Below are 19,081 nucleotides of genomic sequence, written 5' to 3'. Positions count from 1 at the left end.
TGTACATAAATAGAAGGATTTCTCTCCTATACTTTCAGACAAACTGATATTTTTCGTACATTTGTCTTAAATATGGAGCGACCTGTATGCCACCAAAGAAGTACAGGAGTCGCTAAACAAGAGGAAAGAATAGTATATGGCGAAGAAATTCGAAATTCGAAATAGCACGGCGGAATTCCTTATTTTCATGCTAGAAGGCAAGGAAGATGGCATACAGGTAATGTATCATGACGAAACCATCTGGTGCACGCAGAAAGCGATGTCTACCCTGTTTGACTGCTCTACAGACAATATCGGATTACACCTAAAGAACATCTTTACATCCGGTGAATTACGGAAAGATTCAACTACCGAGTTTTTCTCGGTTGTTCAAACCGAGGGCGGACGGCAAGTATCCCGAAAAACATTGTTTTATAACCTTGATGCGATCATTTCTGTCGGTTATCGTGTAAACAGCGTTCGTGCTACACAATTTCGCCAATGGTGCACATCGGTCATCCGGCAATTCGCTATCCGTGGTTATGTGATAGACAAGAAGCGTATGGAGAACGGCTCTTTCATCGGTGAAGATTATTTTGAACATCTACTAGCCGAGATACGGGAGATACGGTTAAGCGAACGTCGCTTTTACCAAAAGTTGACCGATATCTATGCTACCGCTATTGACTATAATCGTGACGCACCAACTACCCGCCTCTTTTTCCAAAAGGTACAAAATAAGATACATTATGCCGTACACGGTCATACCGCCGCCGAGTTAATCGTGAACCGAGCCAACTCGGAAAAAGAACATATGGGACTGACCACATGGGAAAATGCGCCTAAAGGGAAGATCGTAAAAACAGATGTGGCCATTGCCAAGAACTACCTTAACGAGATGGAGTTGGACGACATGGGACATTTAGTCAACGCAGTTCTGGATATGGCAGAGCGGATGGCTAAACGACATATACCCATGACCATGGAAGACTGGGCAAAACGTATCGACCTGATACTCGAAGCCGGAGGTAATGACTTATTGACCAACGCCGGCAAGGTGACAACCGAATTAGCCAAAGCTTTCGCAGAAGCCGAGTTCGAGAAGTATCGGGTCATTCAAGACCGTCTCTTCCAATCGGATTTTGACCGTTTCGATAGCGAGACCTTGTTCCCGACAGATTTCAATCCCGATAATACATAAATAGCAACATCATGCCCAAGAAACTACACAAGGAAATCCCCATCGACTACGCCGTCTGCCAGCAACAAGATTGCCCTCGGGCCGAGAAGTGTCTGCACCAGATCGCCTACCGGCCGCTCATCGAACAACCGGCAACCGTATTACGGCTGCTGAACCCCACCCTCTGTACCCGGGATGGGGCTTGCCCCTACTTCCGAGACTCCGCTCCCGTCACCTACGCACGGGGTTTCACCGGAATGCAGAGCCGGATGTTCCCGGCGCAATACCAGCAATTCATGTCGATACTCATGTCCCATTTCGGACGTAACCCCTACTTCGAGCGGCGAAGGGGCGAATTTCCACTCTCACCTAAAGAGCAAAGGATCGTGCTAAACGCCTTGCGAAGGGTCGGAGTGACGGAAGAGCTAAGGTTCGATCATTATGAGGAGAGTGTCAATTGGTATGATTGAGGCAGTACTCCTTATAAAGTACCGCAATACTCAGCCGGACAGTACCGCAGTACTTCGTAAGGAGTACCGCAGTACTTTGCGCACAGTACTACAGTACTTCCTACGGAGTACTGGCAGATGCCTCAGCCATCTATCCAAGTCGCTATTACCGAGGCCGGGACGAGTGCCATGGCGCCTCCTCGCATCCCTCTTGGGGATCGGCGTGGCGGCGTGGTGTGTCATGTATGGCATCGTGCCCCGGCAATTATTTCCCGCCCCCTGCTCTACCTTATTATATTCGGCCGAGGGCGAGCTTTTAGGCGCACGTATCGCACCGGACGGGCAATGGCGTTTCCCGGCGGCGGATAGCTTGCCTGATAAATTCGTGGATTGCTTGCTCACGTATGAGGATAAACGGTTCTTTTACCATCCCGGTATAGACCCCGCCGCCATCTTCCGGGCGATCCGCTTGAACGGGAAAGCGGGGCGTGTGGTGAGCGGAGGAAGTACCTTGACCATGCAATTGGCACGCATAGCGAGAGGAAACCAAGACCGTACCTTCTACGAGAAAACGATCGAGATGTGCTGGGCGCTCTTTCTGGAAACCACCCATAGCAAACAAGAGATACTGAACCTCTATGCCTCGCACGCTCCCTTCGGGGGAAACGTAATCGGGCTGGAGACCGCCGCATGGCGTTATTTCGGGCGAAGCGCCTCCGAGCTATCGTGGGCCGAGAGCGCCACGCTCGCGGTTCTTCCCAACTCCCCCGCCTTGATCCACCCCGGGAGAAACCGGAAACAATTGAAGGAGAAGCGGGATCGCTTATTGGCTTCCCTTCAAAAGAAAGGTGTATTGGAGGAAACCGAATACGAGCTGGCCTGCATGGAGCCACTTCCCGAAGCCCCTCTCCCTTTACCTAATGATGCCCCTCACCTGTTAGAAAGACTGGCCGCGGAACAACCGGGGCAACGCATCCAAACCTCCGTCCGCCAAGCCCTGCAACGGCAGACACAGGCCCTCGTAAACCGTTATGCCCGTGAATACAGTTCCAACCATATCCATAATCTGGCGGCGATCGTAGCGGACGTGGAGACCGGGGAGGTATTGGCCTACGCCGGAAACGCTACCTATCCGGCCGACGAGCGGCGGGGGAACCAAGTGGACATCATCACCTCGCCCCGCAGCACGGGAAGTATTCTCAAGCCCTTCCTGTATGCCGGTATGCTGCACGACGGGCTGTTGCTCCCCTCCATGCTGGTATCGGACGTGCCCTTGAATATAAATGGCTTCTCCCCCCATAATTACAACAAGACATTCTACGGGGCGGTACCGGCCCATGTAGCCATAGAGCGCTCCTTGAACGTTCCCTTGGTACGTATGCTCTCCCAGTATAATACCGGACGCTTTATGTCTTTACTGAAATCGTGGGGAATGACTACCTTACGTTTCTCCGAGGAACATTACGGGGCCTCCTTGATCTTGGGAGGGGCCGAGGGAACCTTATGGGATCTTTCCGGTATGTATGCCTCCATGTCTCGTGTGCTTAAACATTACCGTACTTACAACGGACGCTATAATCCGGCGGATATCCATCCGCTGACTCCCTTTCCGGCGGAGAGGAAGGAACCTATCCGTTCCCTTACCGATAGCCGGCTCACCGATAAGGCGCTCCTTTCCTCCGCGGCCCTGTGGTACACGTTCGAGGCGATGTCCGCCCTGAACCGTCCCGAGGAAGAGGCCGACTGGCAACAATTCGAGTCGATGAAACGGATAGCGTGGAAGACCGGGACGAGTTACGGGGGACGAGACGCTTGGGCGATCGGCACGACTCCCCGCTACGTCGTCGGCGTATGGGCCGGTAACGCTTCCGGCGAGGGCCGTCCGGGACTTACGGGTGTCGGCAACGCCGCCCCGGTCCTTTTCGATCTCTTTTCCCTATTGCCCGGTGGCGAATGGTTCGACCTGCCCTACGATGAGACGCTTCCCATGGCGATCTGCCGGAACAGCGGACATAAAGCCTCGCCCTACTGCGAGCAAACGGACACCTTATACATGCCGCTGTCCGGCAATAACACGGGGATTTGCCCCTACCATAAGCTCGTGCATCTATCGGCGGACAGACGGTACAGGGTCAATAGTTCCTGCGAGTCTGTCGACCGGATGATCAGCCGCCCGTGGTTCGTGCTTCCTCCCGCGCAGGAGTATTACTACCGCAACTATCACATCGATTATATCCCGCTCCCTCCGGTAAAACCCGGCTGCGGGCAAGACCTGAACCGCCAGATCGAACTGATCTATCCCGAGCATAACGCCATTCTCTACCTTCCGAAAGGCTTCTCCGGGAAGTCCGAGAAATTTATCTTCAAGGCCGCCCACGCCCGCCGTGATGCTACGATTTACTGGCATCTGGACGAAAGCTATCTGGGAGAGACCACCGATAATCACCAGATCAGTTGCTCCGTCGGCCAAGGAAAACATCTCCTTACTCTCATCGACAACGAGGGGAACCAGAAGAAAATACAATTCGAGGTCAAGTAAAGCATCCGTTAAGCCTTGACCTTGACCCAAACAGCCAATTTGCCTCCCTTGACAAGGAAACGGCCCTTCCCTTCCTCATCAATCGCCACGGTATCTTTTACCGAGCCTGTGATCTCATGCCATACCTCGCCTTTCCGGTTCTCCCCCACAGACATTGTTTTCTCTCCATCTTCCCCGTTCGAGATAACCACCGCCAAGCCCGAATCAGCATGTCCCGGATCTCCCAAGCGTACGAAGCCGATCGTGTTCGGATGATCAAAATAATCCACCTCTTCCCCGTACGCATATTCTTTCCGAGCACGCAATAGCATATCCAATACCTTACGATGGGGAGATTTCTTCCCTTTTACGCCATAATAATCCCCATAAAAGATACACGGATACCCCTTCTTCATCAACAGGATCAAACCGTAGGCGGAAGGTTTGAACCAATCCTTCACCTGCGACTCCAAAGAACTGTTTTTCTGGGAATCATGGTTATCCACGAAGGTGACGGCTTGATCCGGGCATATCTCGACCAAGGTCCCTTTTAATAGATCGCGTAAATCATAGTCACGACCTTTCTCGGAAGCCTCATTCAAGTTATAATGTAAGGCTACGTCAAACAAATCCACGTTATATTCTACTTGCGACAGGTAAGCCTCCAACGATTCGGTATCGTTTTTCCAATATTCCCCGACAGCGTAGAAACCCTCTCCCCGATCCGCTCTCACCGCCTCCAGAAAATGCTTGATAAACTGGTCGTTCATATGCTTGATCGCATCAAGGCGCATACCGTCCAAGTTTAGTTCGTTCGATACCCAGATCCCCCAGTCCTGCATCTCACGCACGACTTCGGGGTTATCGAAATCCAGATCGGCGAACATGAGATAGTCATAATTTCCATTCTCATCATCGACTCCCTCACTCCAATGTTTTCCCTCTCCCAGAATCTGGAATATACCTTCCTTCTTGCGGGACACATCATAGTCCGTCCCGGAGAAATGAAACCAATGCCATTTAAAATTAGAATACATATTGCCACGCCCCGGGAAGTCGAAGCCAGTCCATCCCTCTATCTCATGGGGTTCGCTGGTAGCGTTTTCCCGTTGCCCAGGATCTACCTCTTGCGCCATAAACCACTCGGTATAATCGGCTCCCGCCTTATGGTTCATCACGGCATCCAGATATACGCCAATCTGGTTCCGGTGAAGTTCCTCGATCATTTCTTGAAGTTCCTGTTTAGTTCCATACTTGGTGCGTATGGTCCCTTTTTGGTCAAACTCCCCCAAATCATATAGATCATAGGTTCCATACCCCTCGTCCGCTTGCTCATGGCCTTTGTAAGCGGGTGGAATCCATACGGCGCTGATCCCGATCTCATGTAAATGCGAGGCATCATCCTTCAGCCGTTTCCACAGCATTCCATCGTTCGGCAGATTCCATTCGAAATACTGCATCATTACTCCATTTTCCATATGTTTCTTCTATTTGTTGATAAAACAACACTTCTCAAGCGTCATAAGTTGCTGAAACTAACCACCACCTCCTTTTGTTATAGTAAAAAACTAAAGAATAATAAGATGGATTCAAAGCATGTTACAGAGAGTACGTCCGGTCAAGAGGACATTCAAAAGACTTGGTGGAAAGAAGCGATTATATATCAAATCTATCCCCGTAGCTTTCAAGACAGCGATGGCGACGGAATCGGTGACTTAAACGGTATTACCTCCCGCTTGGATTATATACAAAGCTTGGGTGTGGATATCATCTGGTTAAACCCGATCTTTCTCTCTCCCAACGATGATAATGGCTACGACATCAGCGACTATCGGGAAATCATGCGGGAATTCGGTACGATGGAAGATTTCGACCGCCTCCTGAAAGAGATTCATAAACGGGAGATGCGACTGGTACTGGACTTGGTAGTAAACCATACCAGCGACGAGCATCCTTGGTTCGAGGAAGCCCGTAAATCCAGACATAATCCCTATTATAATTATTACCATTGGTGGCCGGCCGAGAAAGGTGAGCCTCCCTTGCGCCTCAGCTATTTCGACGAGGAAGGCAACGCTTGGATGTATAACAAGTCAACCGACTCGTATTACCTGCATTATTTCTCCCGGAAACAACCCGACTTAAATTGGGAGAACCCGGAGGTACGCCAAGAGATTTTCGATATGATGCGCTTCTGGTTCGATAAAGGGATAGACGGTTTTCGCATGGATTCTATCTCTCTTATCGCCAAAGATCCCTCATTCCCTCTCATAGATTCCAAGAAATATCCGGATATCTTTTCTTTCTATGCCAAAGAGCCTCGCCTACACCTCTATCTTCACGAGATGAATCGGCAGGTATTAAGCAAATACGATTGTATGAGTGTTGGAGAAGGTTCGGCCGTGATGGTAGATGATGTCGCTAAATTTGTCGATCCGGCCCGGGAAGAGTTGAATATGCTTTATCATTTCGACGCCGCCCGTATCCGGAATACAACCCTACCGGACAATCCGGAATCCGGTATAGACTATAGCTTGATCGCCCTAAAGAAGATGTTTACGGAATGGGATAAGGCGGTAGATAAGGGTTGGCCCTCGATCTACTTGGGTAATCATGACCAGCCCCGTATGGTCAGTCGCTTTGGTAGCGATAAGGATGAGTTCAGGGCCTTGTCCGCTAAGATGCTTATTACTTTTCTGCTTACGATGAGAGGAACGCCTTATTGGTTCGCCGGGGACGAGATAGGTATGCGTAACATTCGGTTCGACCGTATCGAGGATTATAACGATATCGATACGATCAACCGCTATAAGAAAGCGAAAGCAGAGGGTAAAGATCCGCAGGCGGTATTGGACGAACAGAAAGAGACCGGACGAGACAACGCCCGCACTCCTTTCCAATGGGATCGCTCGCCGGAAACGGGATTTACGGCAGGAACCCCTTGGTTAAAGGTAAATCCGGATTATACTTGGATAAACGTAGCGGACGAAGAAAAAGATCCGACCTCCATACTTAATTATTTTAAGAAAGTAGTCAGTTTCCGTAAGGAGAATCCGAGTTTGATTTATGGCAGTTATCATTTGCTGGATGCGGAGAATCCCCAATCCTATACCTTTTTACGCAAGACTGGGGCCGACACTTATCTGATTATGCTCAATTTCTCCCCCAAGGCGGCAATCTCCACTCCGGGGATAGATATGAGTAACGCACACGTCCTATTGGACAATTACGGGGACCGAAGTCATATGGCGCCTCAAAAAGATATCACGCTCCGTCCTTTCGAAGCGATTGTCTTTCAATTGAACCATCCCGTCTATGAATCCTTCATAGATTCGCTAGATCTTTTGGAATGATTCGTTAAAAAGAGATACAAAGCGCAACCAAAGACTTTTCGGATGTGTTTAAATACAAAGCATCAGAACTTTTAAATAAAATATAAAACTATTCGTTATGGGATTTATTTGGTCTATTATCATCGGTATCGTTGCCGGCTATCTGGCTGGTAAGATTATGCGTGGAGGAGGTTTCGGGGTCATTGTTAATTTGATCCTAGGTATTATTGGAGGTGTATTGGGTGGCTGGGTATTCAGCTTACTAGGCATATCGGCCGGTGGTATCTTAGGAAGCTTGATAACCTCTACGGTCGGAGCTATTTTGTTATTATGGATCGGCTCGCTATTCAACAAATCCAAAGAGGTTTAAGAAGGCGTGCTCAATTATCAAATCATATATTACATGGCAACAAGATCTCACGAAACTTTAGTTACGGCATAATATAATGTAAAAGGCAGTCCTTGCCGGACTGCCTTTTTATTTAGATCGTTTCCACTTTTTCTTTAGGTAAAACCCATTTCAATACCAGATAACCGCAAAGACCGGATATAAACGATCCCGTGAATACACCCAGCTTCGCCTGATTCAAGAGATCGGCACCCGCCGCCGTACTGCCGTCAAAGGAAAGATTCGCTATAAACAAAGCGACCGTGAAACCGATTCCTCCCAACATGGATACTCCAAATAAATTACGCTTGCTCATGCCTGTAGGCATGGAGGCAAATGGCGTACACGCGAACAAGTAAGAGAAAGAGAATATACCTAATGTCTTTCCTACAAATAGGCCCACGAACACTGCCAACGGAACATTAACTAATGTCTGGGGTTGGATATCCCCGAATGTCACACCGGCATTCACGAAAGCGAATAAAGGAAGTATCACATAGTTTACCAAAGGATGCAACTTATCAGCGATGGTCTGCAACGGACTGATCGTTTTATCCGCCAACGTATGGATGTTATTCAATACCTGAATTTGTGTAGGCGTAAGCACTTCCGCTTTACGGGACTGACGAACCTCGGTATAGTCCAGCATATTCAAATACCCGGTCATATCACACGTGAAATCATCTAGCTTAACAACCGGACGGGCAGGAACCGTAAAGGCGATCAACACGCCGGCGATTGTCGGATGGATTCCTGACTCCAGAAATAGCAACCAAACGATAAAGCCACCGATATAGAAAAACAATCGGTTGTGTACCCGGAACTTTCCTCCCACATACAACAAAGCGAGGACTATCAGGGATATCAACAAAGGCTCGAAAGCGATATGCCCGCTATAAAACAGGGCGATAATTATGATACCTCCAATATCATCCACCACAGCCAAGGCGGTCAAGAAGATACGCATGCTCAACGGCACCCGCTTCCCCAACAAGCCCAATACGGCCAAGGCGAAAGCGATATCCGTAGCCATCGGAATAGCCGCCCCGTTTACCTCGGGAGGCGTATTACATACTAACATATAAAATAAGACCGGCACGATCATTCCACCACAGGCGGCGATAATAGGCAATAGCGCCTTCCGCACGGAACTCAACTCACCGATCAATACCTCTTGCTTGATCTCCAGACCGATCACGAAAAAGAAAACCGCCATAAGGGCGTCGTTCACGAAAGCCAGCATAGACATAGTCTCGCCATGATGCGCAAAGAAGTTAAACTGCCCGGCTTGCAGATCGATTGGAAAAGCTAATAACTGGTGATACCTATCTGCCCAAGGCGAATTGGCCAAGACCATAGCAACGATGGTAGCGGCAAACAATAAAAGACTAGCGTTCGGCTTCTGTATAGCGAAGCGACGCAACGGTTTAAGGATAACATTAATCGTACGGTCCATAAATAATAAGTTAGATGAAGGTCTTCAACAATTGATCGTACTATGACTATTCCCTTTCCCTCCCAAGAGGGAAACGGGATATCATCTTGAAATACCTTCAAGTGTTTTTTCTATTAATTGACAGCTTTGGCTTTTCCTGCTTGCTCCAGGTTATAAGCGCTGCGTGTGAGTTTCTCTACCCAGATGACAAAGATACCAGTTAAAATTAAATTAAACACAATAGTTAACACAGAAATTATCAACATAGGGCCACCTAATCCATATCCCAAGGCTATGAAAATAACGCCGGCTCCTACCTCTCCACGGGTAAACATACCGATAGACAGCGCCAAACGCTCCCGTTTCATCCGGTCACGGTAGAAAAACAAAGGAAATAGTTTACCGATATTGGATAAGAATGAGACGATTACGACGTGTAAAGCGATCATTGACCATGACATCATCGGCTGGGAACCTGTCACCGTAGTTACTTCCGCCGCTTGCTGAGCGAAATCCACGCCCATAAACACCGGCATGCTCACTCCGACAAGGAACATAAAGAGATAAGAGATAAAATCGGACACTTGATGCTCGATCTTGGTATCGATATGCTTATGCCGCATGATCATACCTACGACAAACGCAGGTAAAAGTACCTCGATATGGATGCTAGCCTCCTCCCCGTACATATGTTTCGATACCAGATAAATCACTTGCGTGATACCAAACGTCACAACGGCATAGAACAAGATGGCTTTCCAGTCTTGACGTACATTATAATATCCCATTTTCTTCCAGCCCAGGATCAAGAGCAATACCACAACCAGAATAATGACCCCCAATTGCCAGCGCAAGCCGATCATCATGATTTGCAACGGGATCATCAACAGGATCGTATCCAAGTCGTCGAAGATCGCCAATACCTGTACTTTCTTATATACCCAAGAGGCTTTTAGCCCGGCGGCGGCCAACATCGTAAACAAGATACCCGCCGAGGTAGGCGCGGCGAACCGGCTTAGCAACAGGTTCTCCTTCCAAGCGTCCCAACTTCCCCATAAATCGCCCGGAAGCAAGACAAACATATAATATAAAGCCACGAATATCCACGGAAACGCAGCCGTAGCCATCGCTATGAAATAATCTTCGGTATAAGACTTCCACCGGGTCTTATCAATCTCGAACTCACGCCCCACATTAATCATGATAAACGCAAGGCAAATAAACAAAAATGTATTAGAGATCGTCTTTACCAGCGAATACTGTTCCCCAACCATAGCGGGAAGCATTTGCGACACGACCAAACCCAACACTAGAAAAAAAGAGAATAAAAGAACTTTTTTCATTCAGATAAAACTATATTAATATTTACACAATAAAATGCAGGGGCAGGGTTCCTCATGAGCCTTGTCTCTACAAAAAACAATTGAAAATTGAATTAGTTGATCGCTTGCTACTCTTTTAGATAAGCGGTCTCAACCTTTAACAAACGATTTTTGAGGCGTTCAGCCTCTCCTTTACGGATACGAAGCGTCATCTCGCAATCCATCTCGAACTTCTGTGAGATGATAGCGGGGTTATCCTCTTTTACGATACGCATGATCCCGTTCAGGTATGGATATTCGAAAACGACCGTGATGTCCTCGTCTACCGTACGTTCCTCGATCTCTGCGGCGGAGATAGCCTCGGCGGCGGCCGTGCGATAAGCGACGATCAGCCCGCTGGTTCCTAACTCGATTCCACCAAAGTAACGTACTACGACAATCAATAAATCGGTCAGCTCATTCGAGTTGATCTGTCCGAGGATCGGTTTCCCGGCCGTGGAAGAAGGCTCCCCGTCATCGTTGGCCCGGAACGTCTGCCGCTCTGGACCTAACATATACGCCCAGCATACATGGCGGGCATCATAATATTGTTTACGGTATTTCTCCAGTTGCTCCTTCACCTCTTCTACCGTACGCACGGGGATAGCATACGAGATAAAGCGGCTGCGCTTCTCGGTATAATATCCCTCGGCTACTTGCTTGATGGTCTTGTAACTGTCGTCTGCCATAAATCAATCCGGTATTTTAGTGTTAGACACTTCCTCCCGGTACGCCCGGAAATCTTTCATGATCTCTTCGATCTCCTCGATGAAATAAGGATCTTTCACCTTATTCCTCACCTCCTCATAATAGGTCTCTATGGCAGCCAACGCACATACGTCCTGCCCTCTCAGCACGAAGTAAGGTTCCTCCTTCTCCACGCACTGCTTGATCATTTGTATAGGATTCTTCATTTTTTCTTATTTGCTATATCTAACTCTTCTTTCAAGAACGGAGCCGTAAACCCGACACCACTCTTCGCTAAAGCCTCCGGAGTCCCTGTGAAAAGGACATTACCTCCACGGCGACCGCCCTCGGGGCCCATATCGATCAAGTAATCGGCGCTTTTGATAACATCGAGGTTATGTTCGATAACGATGATCGTGTTGCCTTTATCCACCAACTTGTTCAATACCCCCAGCAAGACCCGGATATCCTCGAAGTGCAGACCGGTGGTAGGTTCATCCAATACATAAAGCGTCTTTCCCGTATCCCGCTTCGCCAGCTCGGTAGCCAGCTTGACACGTTGGCTCTCGCCACCGGATAAGGTAGTAGAGGGTTGCCCCAACTTGATATATCCCAGACCTACATCCTGCAGGACCTTGATCTTGGATAAGATAGTCGGGATATTCTCGAAGAACTCCACTGCCATATTAATCGTCATATCCAAGATATCCGCAATTGATTTCCCACGAAAACGAACCTCTAGGGTTTCCCGGTTATATCGCTTGCCGTGACAATCCTCGCAAGGCACCAGCACATCCGGAAGGAAATTCATCTCGATCGTCTTATAGCCATTTCCCTTACAGGTCTCACACCGTCCGCCCGATACGTTAAAAGAGAAACGTCCCGGTTTATACCCTCTCACCTTCGATTCCGGAAGTTCCACGAACAGATTCCGGATATCCGAGAATACCCCCGTATAGGTAGCTGGGTTGCTCCGGGGGGAACGACCGATCGGAGATTGATCCACATTCACGATCTTATCGACATGCTCGATTCCCTCGATGACGTCGTATGCCAAGGGGTCTTCCAGCGAGTGATAGAAATGCTGGCTCAAGATCGGTTGCAGCGTGCGATTTATCAAGGTAGACTTTCCGCTACCCGACACACCCGTGACGCAAATAAGCGTACCCAAGGGAAAAGACACGTCCACATGCTTCAGGTTATTGCCACTGGCTCCCTTGATCGTAATAAACTGCCCGTTGCCTTTCCGACGCTCGGCAGGAACGGCTATCTCCGTGTTTCCATTCAGATAGGAAGAGGTCAAGGTATCTACACGCAACATCTCCTTGGGCGTTCCCTCAAAGACGACCTCACCACCCAGACGGCCCGCTTTAGGCCCCATATCCACCACGTAATCGGCACTCAGCATCATATCCTTATCATGCTCCACGACGATCACGGAGTTTCCCGTATCACGCAATTGTTTCAGGGAATTAATCAAACGGACGTTGTCCCGTTGGTGTAAACCGATACTCGGCTCATCCAATATATAAAGTACGTTCACCAATTGACTTCCGATCTGGGTAGCCAAACGGATACGCTGGCTCTCACCGCCAGACAAGGTAGCGGAACCCCGGTTCATGGAAAGATAATCCAATCCCACATCCAGCAAGAAGCGCAGGCGGGAGCGTATCTCCTTCAATATCTCCGTAGCGATCCGAAGCTGTTTCGGGTCCAGCTTCTCCTCGATACCCTCCAGCCACTCGTATAATTCCGAGATATCCATGGCCGACAACTCGGCGATATTCTTTCCCGCTATCCGGTAGCTCAACGCCTCCTTATTCAATCGCCAGCCGTTACATTCCGGACAAGTGGCCATCTTGATGAATTGTCCCGCCCATTTCTGCGCCGAGGCGGATGCCTCGCTCTCCTGTTGCATCAAGATATACTTGGCGACTCCCTCATACGACAAAAAATAGTTAGACGATCCTAACGAGTCATTCTTGATCTGCAACCGCTCGTCCGTACCGTTCATGATCTCGTCCATCGCCTCCTCGGGAATATCCCGTATAGGCGTCTTGATCGTCACGCCATGCTTTTGGCAAAGCGCCTCAATCTGCCAGAATATCAACGAATTCTTATATTTACCCAAAGCGACGATGCCACCGCTATATATACTTAAGGATGGATCGGGAACGATCTTGTCCATATCCAACAAATTGACCTGTCCTAAGCCTTTACATTTCGGACACGCTCCTTGAGGGGAGTTGAACGAGAAATTATGCGGAGCCGGCTCACTGTAAGACAATCCGGTCACCGGGTCCATCAAGCGACGACTATAATGGCGAACCTCGTTAGTCTCGGCATCCAGTATCAGTACAAGGCCATCGCCTTGCTTCATGGCGATCTTCAAGCTCTCTTTCAAACGGCGCTCGTCTGCCTCGGAGACAATCATCTTATCGATCACTACCTCGATGCTGTGCATCTTATAACGATCCAGCTTCATCCCATGGAAGATCTCTTTCAACTCGCCATCGACACGGACGTTCAGATATCCTTTTTTACGTATCTGCTCGAAAAGTTCCTTATAGTGCCCCTTACGATTACGGACCAACGGAGCCAAGAGATACGTTTTCTTCCCGTTGTATTCATCCAAGATCAGCCGTAAGACTTGATCCTCGGTATATTTCACCATCTTCTCCCCGCTCAAATAGGAATAGGCCTCTCCCGCCCTAGCGTAAAGCAAACGGAAAAAGTCATAGATCTCGGTAGTCGTACCGACAGTGGAACGAGGATTCTTATTGGTTGTCTTTTGCTCAATGGAGATAACCGGACTCAGGCCCGTTATCTTATCCACATCGGGTCTCTCCATATTCCCTAAGAAATTCCGGGCGTAAGCCGAGAATGTCTCCACATACCGCCTTTGTCCCTCGGCGAAAATCGTATCGAACGCCAATGATGACTTGCCGCTACCACTCATGCCGGTAATCACCGTCAACTTATTCCTCGGAATCTCTACATCTATATTCTTCAGATTATGAACACGTGCGCCAAGTATGGATATGCGCCCGCCTTCCAATGCCTGCTTATCTTTTATCATCTTTTACCTATCTGGTTTTAGGGGCCGTAAAGATACGAAAAAAACAGAAGCCAATCAAACTTTCCGGCAAATCATAGTGTAATCTCCGCCACTTCCTCCAGCCTGTTTGTTCCCTACGGGAAGACCTCGCAGTATCCACCGTAAGGAACCAGGGTTTCTATTTATCCTTCACCTCTGGCTGGGGAGAAGGAGCCTGTATGTTCTCATAAAACCTCTTTTTCTCCTCGTTACTTTTTTGGACAAGGCTTGTCACATATACCGTAAATATTGGAAACATCATCATGCCCAAAGCAGCCAATACGACTGAGAGGACTCGTCCCGTAACCGTAATAGCGGATATGTTAGAGCCAACCGTCGTCACATCCATAAACGCCCACCATAGAGCGTCCCCATAATTAGCCACCAACGGGTTCACCTTATGCTCCAAGACAAAAAATATAAGACTTGAGAAATAAACCGTGGCCAACAACATCGTCAAGTAAGAAACAAACAAGCCCGACGCCTTATTGTACGACAACCATCCCACCACGATCGCCAACGCATACCCACCCCGTACCAAAGGAACGAAACGTAAGAAATAACTAAGCTCGGGTGAGGTGATAATATGATAATATTCTATTATATTTTGGTAAGGGATCGCTACGAGCAAGAAAATAAAGTGCGTTCGCAAATAACGTAATTTATCTTTCGACAGGAAAAATTCCAAAACAAAATCGAAAAGAAAAAACAAACAGATCCATAATTGAATCTTCTTATAAGAAGTTTGCGTGTAAAAGGGAATATTCTTAAATGTATCGATGGAGATACTGATAACCAAGAACAGCGACAACAATAGTATAATGATATGTAACACACCATATACCCCCTTCTTTCTCAATGCGAAATCAAATACGGCCATTTTCATAAGCGTTACTATTTATTTAATTATAATCCTTTTCATTTTGGTTTATGACAACAAACCTCATATACCATTTGTTTAAACAGCGAAATGTGTTAATTAACCAAGTTTTACGTAGCAAAAACAAAACATCTTCTTTGATTCGCTGTTATAAACTCAGACTTAAACGAGAGAAGTAATTCTCATTTTTAAAACATAAATCTATGGCAAATATCAACAAGACAGTAAAGCTAGGTGTGTTTACCCTAGCAATCATGAACGTGACGGCAGTAGTATCTTTACGCGGACTGCCAGCAGAAGCCGTATACGGACTAAGTTCGGCTTTCTATTACTTATTCGCGGCAATCGTATTCTTAATCCCGACCTCTTTGGTGGCAGCGGAATTAGCGGCAATGTTCCAAGACAAACAAGGTGGTGTATTCCGTTGGGTAGGTGAGGCCTATGGAAAACGTCTAGGCTTTCTGGCTATCTGGGTTCAATGGATTGAAAGTACGATCTGGTATCCGACAGTATTAACTTTTGGAGCCGTATCCATCGCCTTCATCGGTATGGATCATCCCGAAGATATGCTACTGGCGAATAACAAATACTACACATTAGCGATCGTGTTAATTATTTATTGGCTGGCTACATTTATCTCACTAAAGGGATTGAGTTGGGTTGGAAAAGTAGCGAAAATCGGAGGTATGGTAGGTACTATCATCCCAGCGGCGTTACTCATCATTTTAGGTATCGTATACCTAGCGACTGGCGGGCATTCCAATATGGATTTCCACAGTAACTTCTTCCCCGACTTCAGTAAATTCGACAACTTAGTCTTAGCCGCAAGTATCTTCCTTTTTTACGCAGGTATGGAAATGGGCGGTATTCACGTGAAAGACGTTGACAATCCTTCTAAAAACTATCCGAAAGCTGTATTTATCGGTGCCTTGATCACCGTTGTAATCTTCGTACTAGGAACTTTTGCGTTGGGTATTATTATCCCAGAGAAAGACATCAATCTTACGCAAAGTTTATTAGTGGGATTCGACAATTACTTCAAGTACATTCATGCCTCATGGTTATCCCCAATTATCGCTATCGCTTTGGCATTTGGCGTATTAGCAGGAGTATTGACATGGGTCGCTGGTCCTTCCAAAGGTATATTCGCAGTTGGTAAAGCAGGTTATCTGCCCCCGTTCTTCCAGAAGACCAATAAGATCGGCGTACAGAAAAACATCCTTTATATCCAAGGAGCGGCTGTTACACTTCTTAGCTTATTATTCGTGGTAATGCCATCCGTACAAAGCTTTTATCAGATCTTATCACAGCTTACGGTGATCTTATATTTAATAATGTATATGTTGATGTTCTCCGGAGCGATCGCATTACGTTATAAGATGAAAAAGGCAGGTCGTCCTTTCCGTATCGGAAAAGGTGGCAATGGCTTGATGTGGTTAATCGGAGGTTTAGGATTCTGTGGTTCCTTATTAGCGTTCGTATTAAGTTTCATTCCTCCTAGCCAGATTTCTACAGGAAATAATACGGTTTGGTTCGCCGTTCTCTTCATCGGTGTAATTGTTGTCGTTGCGGCACCGTTTATTATCTATGCGTCTAAGAAAGCATCTTGGGTAGATCCGAACACTGAATTCGAACCGTTCCATTGGGAAGTAAAAAATGACGTATCCGAGACGAATACGACAAAAGCATAACACACATTCATCTCGATAATTACCTAGTCCGGGCTGCGAAAATATTGCAGCTCGGACTTTTTCGTAAAAATAGCACAGAATATTTACGTTTTATTATGTGTATTATAAAAATGTAATTATCTTTGCGATAGTATTCATAAAATAAAATATCAAAAGAACTATGGCACGTACAGTAGATTATTCAAAAAAGGCAGAGAAAATCAAAGAGCAAGTAGATGAATTAGTACAAGAATTAATGGCTGCTAAATCGGCTCCGGTAGTTTCCAAAAGAAGTTTAAAAGTAGCTGACATCAATTTCGAGAACGAGGATGTTAATACATTAATGCAAATACAAGCTCGCCTCGCTCGCGTTATCTTGGAGAAGAGCAAATAAGAAAAAACTCTGCTAAGGTTTTAATAAAAGTGCCTTTCCCGTCTTTAAGGATGTTTCGGAAAAGGCACTTTATTTTTTAGGTCTCGTGCGAACTTTCAAAGAAAAAGCTTATCTTTGAAAACCTAATCAATAACATGTATGGAACTAACACTCCCAACGAAAGTTAATGTGACACATCCCATCATGCTAGACACGAAGATATTAGTCGTGATCGGAGCGAACGGTGCGGGAAAAAGCTCTTTTGGCAGAGATTTATTGGAGAGATATGCGGGTCAAGCGAAAAGAATATCCGGTATACATGCCTTATTCATCAGCGATGACGAATCTAAATTATCGGCCTCCAATGAATTCGCACGTTTACAGTCTATGATCAAAGAACGACTGTTCATGCCACGTATTTCTGAATACGAGAAACTGATTTTGCAACTCCAGAGCGAGGAGTTCGAGGCGGCAGTCAATTTCAAGGAAGCCTGCAAGACTAATAACGAAGTAGATCCTCCGATCACCAAGATAGATATTATACAAGCGATCTGGGAAAAGATGTTTCCGCATAATCGTCTGATACGAAAGTCGGGATTTATCGAGCTTGTATCCACGGGGCGTGATTCAAATTCCTACACCGCCGGACGCATGAGCGATAGCGAGAAACTGGTGTTCTACTTGATTGGGGCCGCATTATGCGCATGCCCGAACGCCTTGCTCGTGATCGAAGAGCCGGAAACCCTTCTCCACAACTCCATAAAGAACCAGCTTTGGGACGAGATTGAGGCGATACGTCCGGACTGTACGTTTGTTTATCTCACACATGACATTGATTTCGCCACCTCCCGCTCCGACAGCAAACGGATCTGGATTCGTTCTTACGACGCGGATCATTCCGTATGGGATTACGAGTTGATCGAGAGTAATGAAAGTTTCCCGGAAGAAGTATATATGGAAATACTTGGCAGCCGGAAACCGATCTTGTTTATCGAAGGGACCGACACGAACAGTATCGACAGTAAGCTTTACCCCTTCATATTCCCCGATTATTTGGTGAAACCGATGGGTGGTTGCCAAAAAGTAATCGAGACAACCAAAGCGTTCGGCCAACTGAAAGACTTCCATACATTAGATAGCAAAGGTATCGTAGATCGTGATAGGCGTACACAAGGAGAAATAAACTATCTACGGGAACAACATATTTATGTACCGGACGTAGCGGAAGTGGAGAACCTATTGATGATAGAGGATGTGATCAAGACGGTCGCCAAACGGTTGATGAAAGATCCGGACGATGTTTTCAAGCAAGTGAAAGAAAACGTAGTACGTCTTTTCCAAAAAGAACTGGACTCGCAAGTAATCCTTCATGCCAAACATCAAGTCCGTAAAAAACTGGAGACTACCGTTGATCGCAAGATAACGACGGTGGAGCAATTAACCGAACATGTAGAGAGTATCCGTCTGAACATCCATGTGGAAGAAATATACAAAAACATAAAAGAAGAGTTCGAGTCTTATATAGAAACGGAGAACTACAAAAGCATCCTCCGTGTTTATAATCAAAAAGGGATGTTACCACAGAGCCGCCTATGCGCGATCTGCGGTATCAGTAACAAAGAGAGTTATTTAAACCTGATTCTCTCCATATTAAAGGAAAACAAGGAGGATGCGGAAGCGATACGAAAGGCTATCAAACATTCATTGGGCACATAAAAAGTTTCTAAAAATGCGG

15 protein-coding genes are annotated in these 19,081 nt (G+C 46.9%); 8 read left to right on the top strand and 7 right to left on the bottom strand.

The genetic code is table 11. The features are described from left to right. Positions 1–136 precede the first annotated feature (136 nt). Genes HMPREF0999_RS02760 through pbpC form a run of 3 tightly spaced genes read left to right on the top strand, consistent with a single transcriptional unit; the run spans position 137 to position 4,147 of the window. On the top strand, positions 137–1,180 hold the full coding sequence (locus HMPREF0999_RS02760; protein WP_009275114.1) for a virulence RhuM family protein: 1,044 nt from the start codon (positions 137–139) through the stop codon (positions 1,178–1,180). 11 nt (positions 1,181–1,191) lie between these two features. Then, on the top strand, positions 1,192–1,629 hold the full coding sequence (locus tag HMPREF0999_RS02755; protein WP_005857273.1) for a DUF6078 family protein: 438 nt from the start codon (positions 1,192–1,194) through the stop codon (positions 1,627–1,629). Further along, positions 1,601–4,147: a penicillin-binding protein 1C gene (gene pbpC / locus HMPREF0999_RS02750; RefSeq protein WP_009275113.1), complete on the top strand. Its 2,547-nt coding sequence runs from the start codon at positions 1,601–1,603 to the stop codon at positions 4,145–4,147. The genes HMPREF0999_RS02755 and pbpC overlap by 29 nt, the downstream gene beginning before the upstream one ends. Before the next feature lie 8 nt (positions 4,148–4,155). Here the strand turns inward: pbpC and HMPREF0999_RS02745 are convergent, their stop codons facing one another. Further along, the gene (locus HMPREF0999_RS02745; RefSeq protein WP_009275112.1) at positions 4,156–5,604 is read right to left on the bottom strand and encodes an alpha-amylase; all 1,449 of its coding nucleotides are present in this window, start codon (positions 5,602–5,604) and stop codon (positions 4,156–4,158) included. 105 nt (positions 5,605–5,709) lie between these two features. On the opposite strand from HMPREF0999_RS02745, the gene HMPREF0999_RS02740 reads away from it, so the two are divergent. Together HMPREF0999_RS02740 and HMPREF0999_RS02735 are read left to right on the top strand one after the other, a co-directional pair. Continuing rightward, on the top strand, positions 5,710–7,476 hold the full coding sequence (locus tag HMPREF0999_RS02740) for a glycoside hydrolase family 13 protein (RefSeq protein WP_009275111.1): 1,767 nt from the start codon (positions 5,710–5,712) through the stop codon (positions 7,474–7,476). A gap of 97 nt (positions 7,477–7,573) precedes the next feature. After that, positions 7,574–7,825 (top strand): GlsB/YeaQ/YmgE family stress response membrane protein, encoded by a 252-nt coding sequence (locus HMPREF0999_RS02735; protein ID WP_005857281.1) that lies wholly within the window; start codon positions 7,574–7,576, stop codon positions 7,823–7,825. A gap of 112 nt (positions 7,826–7,937) precedes the next feature. Here HMPREF0999_RS02735 and nhaA read toward each other — a convergent pair whose 3' ends face one another. From nhaA to HMPREF0999_RS02705, 6 genes are all read right to left on the bottom strand, one after another. Further along, entirely contained in the window at positions 7,938–9,299 is a 1,362-nt protein-coding gene (nhaA, locus tag HMPREF0999_RS02730; protein WP_005857282.1) for a Na+/H+ antiporter NhaA, read from the bottom strand. 113 nt (positions 9,300–9,412) lie between these two features. Then, positions 9,413–10,621, bottom strand: coding sequence for a cation:proton antiporter (locus tag HMPREF0999_RS02725; RefSeq protein WP_005857283.1), 1,209 nt, complete (start codon positions 10,619–10,621; stop codon positions 9,413–9,415). Between the two features lie 107 nt (positions 10,622–10,728). Further along, positions 10,729–11,328 (bottom strand): IMPACT family protein, encoded by a 600-nt coding sequence (locus HMPREF0999_RS02720; RefSeq protein WP_005862686.1) that lies wholly within the window; start codon positions 11,326–11,328, stop codon positions 10,729–10,731. A 3-nt stretch (positions 11,329–11,331) separates the two neighbouring features. Next, positions 11,332–11,553: a hypothetical protein gene (locus HMPREF0999_RS02715; RefSeq protein ID WP_005857287.1), complete on the bottom strand. Its 222-nt coding sequence runs from the start codon at positions 11,551–11,553 to the stop codon at positions 11,332–11,334. Then, positions 11,550–14,405: an excinuclease ABC subunit UvrA gene (gene uvrA, locus HMPREF0999_RS02710; protein ID WP_005857289.1), complete on the bottom strand. Its 2,856-nt coding sequence runs from the start codon at positions 14,403–14,405 to the stop codon at positions 11,550–11,552. The genes HMPREF0999_RS02715 and uvrA overlap by 4 nt, the downstream gene beginning before the upstream one ends. 157 nt (positions 14,406–14,562) lie before the next feature. Then, positions 14,563–15,309 (bottom strand): potassium channel family protein, encoded by a 747-nt coding sequence (locus HMPREF0999_RS02705; protein WP_009275110.1) that lies wholly within the window; start codon positions 15,307–15,309, stop codon positions 14,563–14,565. A gap of 197 nt (positions 15,310–15,506) precedes the next feature. On the opposite strand from HMPREF0999_RS02705, the gene gadC reads away from it, so the two are divergent. The 3 genes from gadC (at position 15,507) to HMPREF0999_RS02690 (ending at position 19,062) form a co-directional block, all read left to right on the top strand. Beyond that, entirely contained in the window at positions 15,507–16,994 is a 1,488-nt protein-coding gene (gene gadC / locus HMPREF0999_RS02700; protein WP_005857294.1) for a putative glutamine/gamma-aminobutyrate antiporter GadC, read from the top strand. A 160-nt stretch (positions 16,995–17,154) separates the two neighbouring features. Further along, positions 17,155–17,367 (top strand): hypothetical protein, encoded by a 213-nt coding sequence (locus HMPREF0999_RS02695; protein ID WP_005857296.1) that lies wholly within the window; start codon positions 17,155–17,157, stop codon positions 17,365–17,367. A 138-nt stretch (positions 17,368–17,505) separates the two neighbouring features. Continuing rightward, the gene (locus HMPREF0999_RS02690; protein WP_005857298.1) at positions 17,506–19,062 is read left to right on the top strand and encodes a DUF4435 domain-containing protein; all 1,557 of its coding nucleotides are present in this window, start codon (positions 17,506–17,508) and stop codon (positions 19,060–19,062) included. Positions 19,063–19,081 lie beyond the last annotated feature (19 nt).

This window comes from Parabacteroides sp. D25, assembly GCF_000307475.1.
In the GTDB taxonomy this organism is placed as follows: domain Bacteria; phylum Bacteroidota; class Bacteroidia; order Bacteroidales; family Tannerellaceae; genus Parabacteroides; species Parabacteroides distasonis.
This window is presented reverse-complemented; position numbering and strand designations above follow the sequence as displayed.

Coding starts and splice junctions, on each gene's coding strand:
- HMPREF0999_RS02725 (WP_005857283.1), bottom strand. CDS start 10,621: ATGAAAAAAGTTCTTTTATTCTCTTTTTTTCTAGTGTTGGGTTTGGTC.
- HMPREF0999_RS02720 (WP_005862686.1), bottom strand. CDS start 11,328: ATGGCAGACGACAGTTACAAGACCATCAAGCAAGTAGCCGAGGGATAT.
- pbpC (WP_009275113.1), top strand. CDS start 1,601: ATGAGGAGAGTGTCAATTGGTATGATTGAGGCAGTACTCCTTATAAAG.
- nhaA (WP_005857282.1), bottom strand. CDS start 9,299: ATGGACCGTACGATTAATGTTATCCTTAAACCGTTGCGTCGCTTCGCT.
- HMPREF0999_RS02755 (WP_005857273.1), top strand. CDS start 1,192: ATGCCCAAGAAACTACACAAGGAAATCCCCATCGACTACGCCGTCTGC.
- gadC (WP_005857294.1), top strand. CDS start 15,507: ATGGCAAATATCAACAAGACAGTAAAGCTAGGTGTGTTTACCCTAGCA.
- HMPREF0999_RS02705 (WP_009275110.1), bottom strand. CDS start 15,309: ATGAAAATGGCCGTATTTGATTTCGCATTGAGAAAGAAGGGGGTATAT.
- HMPREF0999_RS02695 (WP_005857296.1), top strand. CDS start 17,155: ATGGCACGTACAGTAGATTATTCAAAAAAGGCAGAGAAAATCAAAGAG.
- HMPREF0999_RS02760 (WP_009275114.1), top strand. CDS start 137: ATGGCGAAGAAATTCGAAATTCGAAATAGCACGGCGGAATTCCTTATT.
- HMPREF0999_RS02690 (WP_005857298.1), top strand. CDS start 17,506: ATGGAACTAACACTCCCAACGAAAGTTAATGTGACACATCCCATCATG.
- HMPREF0999_RS02735 (WP_005857281.1), top strand. CDS start 7,574: ATGGGATTTATTTGGTCTATTATCATCGGTATCGTTGCCGGCTATCTG.
- HMPREF0999_RS02740 (WP_009275111.1), top strand. CDS start 5,710: ATGGATTCAAAGCATGTTACAGAGAGTACGTCCGGTCAAGAGGACATT.
- HMPREF0999_RS02715 (WP_005857287.1), bottom strand. CDS start 11,553: ATGAAGAATCCTATACAAATGATCAAGCAGTGCGTGGAGAAGGAGGAA.
- uvrA (WP_005857289.1), bottom strand. CDS start 14,405: ATGATAAAAGATAAGCAGGCATTGGAAGGCGGGCGCATATCCATACTT.
- HMPREF0999_RS02745 (WP_009275112.1), bottom strand. CDS start 5,604: ATGGAAAATGGAGTAATGATGCAGTATTTCGAATGGAATCTGCCGAAC.